The 4,506-nt window shown below is 34.5% G+C and carries 3 protein-coding genes; all 3 read left to right on the top strand.

Annotated features, from left to right (window positions below; translation table 11 throughout):
* Positions 1 to 104: 104 nt before the first annotated feature.
* Genes PGX44_RS13690 through PGX44_RS13680 form a run of 3 tightly spaced genes read left to right on the top strand, consistent with a single transcriptional unit; the run spans position 105 to position 4,281 of the window.
* The gene (locus tag PGX44_RS13690) at positions 105 to 1,157 is read left to right on the top strand and encodes a glycosyltransferase family 2 protein (protein ID WP_498855808.1); all 1,053 of its coding nucleotides are present in this window, start codon (positions 105 to 107) and stop codon (positions 1,155 to 1,157) included.
* 36 nt (positions 1,158 to 1,193) lie between these two features.
* Entirely contained in the window at positions 1,194 to 2,780 is a 1,587-nt protein-coding gene (locus tag PGX44_RS13685; RefSeq protein WP_498855807.1) for an O-antigen ligase family protein, read from the top strand.
* On the top strand, positions 2,767 to 4,281 hold the full coding sequence (locus tag PGX44_RS13680) for an oligosaccharide flippase family protein (RefSeq protein WP_498855806.1): 1,515 nt from the start codon (positions 2,767 to 2,769) through the stop codon (positions 4,279 to 4,281). The genes PGX44_RS13685 and PGX44_RS13680 overlap by 14 nt, the downstream gene beginning before the upstream one ends.
* Positions 4,282 to 4,506 lie beyond the last annotated feature (225 nt).

Below are 4,506 nucleotides of genomic sequence, written 5' to 3'. Positions count from 1 at the left end.
TTCTTACTATTATTATACGCTATTTCTCGTCAAAATCAACCATTTGTTGTGACAGAGCCATTCTAAAATAGAAAATATTTTTTAACTTTTGGTAGGTGAGATAGATGATTAAAAAAGTAATAGAGTCGAAACCATTAGTATCTATTATTATCCCCGTGTATAACGTCCAGAAGTATTTAGTAAAATGTTTGGATAGCTTATTATTGCAAACTTATAAAAATATTGAAATTATCTTAGTAGATGATGGAAGTCTTGATAATAGTTCATCTGTTTGTAAACAATATGTAGCAAAAGACTCGAGAATTTACTTTATTATGCAAGAAAATGTTGGAGTTACAGCAGCTAGATTGAATGGTTTTCTTCACTCCCATGGAAAATTTATTATGTTTGTTGATGCTGATGATTATGTTTCGCCCCAAATTGTAGAACTCATGCTACGATGTCAGCAGAAGTATCAGGCGGATATGGTTTCCTGCCAATACTACGATGTAAAAGATGAACGGGTGATACCTGCTTCAATTCGCCCTGCATTAGGTTATTATGACAAGAAGAAAATTCAACAGCTCTTGGCAAAGAATTTTCTTTACGATAAAAGTACAAGACTAGCTGGTATGAGCGGTTTTCTCTGGTCAAAGCTTTTTAAGCGGTGTTTTGTTCAGGATGCATTAGAAGTTGGTAAAGGAATTATTCATTGTGAAGATCAAATTGCCATATTTGAAATGTTATATAGTATAAACAGTATGTTTGTCATGCAAAAACCATTATACTATTATGTAGTACGGAAAGGACAAGCAACAAGGAGTTATAATGTGGCATATTGGAGAAATTTTGAATTATTTTTTTCAAAATTACAAGAAATAGATCAGGCAAATTATTTAAAAAAACAATTGCCTAATCGGGTGGTTATGACGTTGACAAGCTTGATAAAAATGGAATTTATCAATGACAAAATTTCCATTTTTCAACGCTACCTTTCTGTTAAGAAAAATTTTTCGAACTTATTACGCTCGATGGGTAAAAATGCGAATACCTCTGAAATGGGATGGAAGGTACGATTGCAGTATTACTTGATAATGCATCGAGCGTTTTTGTTATATGGAGTGTTTATTTTTTTGAATGGGATTTTGAAAAATATGTATAAAAAACACAGAAAATAGTGCAAATGATTAATTAATTTATAGAAAGAGGATATCATGCCTATACAATTACGAAATAAATTATTCTTTTTTGTAGTTTTGTTTCTAATTTTTCCCAATATACCTCGTCTTTTACAACTTAATTTCATAGGTGCATTTTTAGGAAAAGATTTAAGCTTTTATCCCATCCTTGTAGGTGCATTTTTCTCAGGATATACATTTTTTAAAAGGGAAGAACTGCAAATTCATAAAGAAGAAAGAATATTTTTTATTTATATTGCAGCCTATGTTTTTATTCTTATGCTGTCTTTTTTGCATGGATTAGCAATCTATCCTTATTATGAAGCCATTCTGACTGGACCTGCAGATCAAATTGAGAAACTGCCTCTTGTTCAGCAATTTTTGTTAAATAAAGGCATACAAGTAGATACAGAGTCATTATTAAAAATCTGGATGTTCGCTCGCCCTATTAAAAGTTTTATTTTGGAAACTTTTTGGTACTTCGCACTACCTTATCTTATTTTTGCCTGGTATAGAAAGGACATACATGAAGGTTTTTCTATTTTAACGAAAGCTGTGTTTACGGCTGCCGTTCTGGTTTGTGGGTATAATATAATAGATTTCTTCTACTTAAGTGGTAGTCCTATTGCTGAAAATATATTATGTGTGCTAAATCCGATTGTCCATGACATAAAGTCTAATGGAACCTGGTGGCCGCCACTTTTATGGAAGGGGCAGTTGCGGTCACTTTTTGCAGAGCCTTCTTATTATGGTATTTTTTCGGCATTTGCTATGCCCTTTCTTTGGTATCGATTTGGTCAGAACCAGAATGCTAAAAGTAAGATTATGCTCATATTGATAATGTTCATCTTTACTTATGGACTTTTTTTAACAAAAGCAAGAACGGCAAATGTACTTTTTATTGGTGAACTGATTCTTCTGATTTTCTTTTCTTTATGGAAAAGGCAAAGACAATTTTTAAAACGAACGTTTTTTATTGTGGCTTTTTCCTTTATAACTTTTGCTATTGCAACTTTTTCGTTAAGTTTTATGCCAGGAAGTCCACAAGGGCATTCTATGGGGTATGGTGATGAAACTAATACAGAAATGGCTTCCTATATAAATGATAACCTGGGTTCCTTAACTAGCAAGGATAAGAGAAGCAATAGGGCTCGATTTTCCATGTTGGAAGCAAGTATTGCTATAGGAAAAGATTATCCGATATTAGGAGTTGGAAAATCATTGAGAAATGCCTATGTGCCTGATTATTTATCAGAATCAGGAAGAGCAGATTCTGAAGTGCAATACTGGATAAAAAATCAGAAAGAAAAGGGAATCATGAAGTCAGGTTTTCCGGCATTGGGTGAATATTCTGCCCGGTTTGCAGAAACGGGGATTCTTGGTTTAGTCATTTATTTACTGCCTGCTCTTTTTTTAGCATTCCAGCTAATAAGAAGGATTATATTGGCTGGTGAGCAGCAGGAAAGGGAACGATGCATATTTTTCTTTATTTCATTGGCAGGGATTATGGCTTCCGGATTGGGAGATAACATGAGTATCACTTGTTGTTATTGGATTCTTATGGGACTTGGTTACGCATTGATTTTGTCCACATATAAAAAGGAGAACCATGAATCAGCGTAAATTAGGAATTTTATTGAGTTATGTCAATATCATATTACACGCCGTAATCGGCTTTTTATATGTTCCGATTTTACTTCATTATATTGGCAAAAGCGAGTATGGACTCTATCAGTTGATAGGGTCCTTGATTGCGTATTTCAGTATTATGGATTTCGGCCTGACAGCTGCGGTTATTCGTTTTTATACAAAGTATAAAGCCCTTGATGATGAGCAAGGCATGGAAAATATTCTGGCTATTTCTCTTCGTGGATATGGCATTGTAACGTGCCTGGCACTGATTGTTGGGGGAATTTGTTATCTTTTCCTTGATACGGCTTTTGGGAATTCCATGACTGCCGCAGAGTTAATGGAAGCAAAAGATATGTTCATCCTTCTTTTATTCAACATTGCGATTACACTGTCTACCATGATATTTCGCGCGGTTATCAATGCGCATGAACATTTCTTCTTCTTGAAAGGATTGGAAACATTGCAGTTGATTTTACAACCTATTCTGGTTGTATTGGTTTTACAACGTCATCCCAGCGCTTTTTCGGTAGCTGCAGTACAGACGGGAATCAATATATTTTTGATTATATCCAGAATTTATTATTGCTTTTTCAAACTGCATATCAGAATCAAATACCATTACTGGAATTCTGAATTGTTTCATTCGTTTAAACGGTTAGCATTGAGCGTTTTTGCTGTCAGTTTGATTGACCAGGTATTTTGGAAGACGAATCAGGTCATTTTAGGGATTGTCAGCGGAACCGCAGCTGTAGCAGTTTATTCTATTGCTTCTTTGATTTATATGAATTATATGGCTCTTTCAACAGCTATTTCTGGCGTATATTTACCACATGTCACAGAAATTGTTGCCAAAAGAGAACCGGTTCAAAAATTATCTGACCTCTTCATCCAGATTGGACGTTGGCAGTATTATCTGTTAGCATTAGTAGCTACAGGATTTATCATATTCGGCAAACAATTTATTCAGATTTGGGCTGGACGTGGATTTGAAGATGCCTACTGGATTACTATTCTGATTATCCTCCCATTTACTATTGATTTGATCCAGAATATTGGCTTGGCTATATTGCAAGCTATGAATCAATATACTTTTAGGGCAAGGATTTATTTTTGTGTAGGTGTGTTGAATCTCTGTCTTGCCATTCCTTTAGGCATTTATTATGGTGGTATTGGTTGCGCTGTTGCAACGGCGATTGCCATGGTATTGGGAAATGGACTGGCGATGAACTGGTTCTATGCCAAACAAATTCACCTGGATATTCGCAGATTTTGGAATGAAATGCTGCACATTTCTATTACCGTAGGGCTTTGTTTAATAATTGGCTACATAGGAAATTTGATTTTTGCATCACATTCTATTATTATATTTATATCAAAAATTCTTGTCTATACCATCATTTACATAGCTGGAATATTCTGTTTTTCCATGTCAAATGATGAAAAAAACAAAGTGGTGAGCGGAGTTAGAAAAGTTTGTAATAGAAAATCCTAGTGCTGCAAATTGAGGTATTATTGGAGAGGTAATTTTATGGGATCTCATACGCATGATTTAATAGGAATTGAAGCTTTACGAATCATAACAATGATTATGATTGTGGGCTTACATTATTTAAATTTTGGTGGAATATTGTGGCAGGATGCAGTTTGGAATAGACGAATGGGAGTGTAAAATGAAGTGTGTAAGTTACCGGTAACCAATTTACTAACTTACGCACTT

This window comes from Caecibacter sp. AF58-12pH5A, assembly GCF_027681725.1.
GTDB lineage: Bacteria > Bacillota > Negativicutes > Veillonellales > Megasphaeraceae > Megasphaera > Megasphaera hominis.
This window is presented reverse-complemented; position numbering and strand designations above follow the sequence as displayed.

Bases quoted from the DNA above. Each gene is read 5' to 3' on its own strand.
- PGX44_RS13690 (WP_498855808.1), top strand. From the start codon at position 105: ATGATTAAAAAAGTAATAGAGTCGAAACCATTAGTATCTATTATTATC.
- PGX44_RS13685 (WP_498855807.1), top strand. From the start codon at position 1,194: ATGCCTATACAATTACGAAATAAATTATTCTTTTTTGTAGTTTTGTTT.
- PGX44_RS13680 (WP_498855806.1), top strand. From the start codon at position 2,767: ATGAATCAGCGTAAATTAGGAATTTTATTGAGTTATGTCAATATCATA.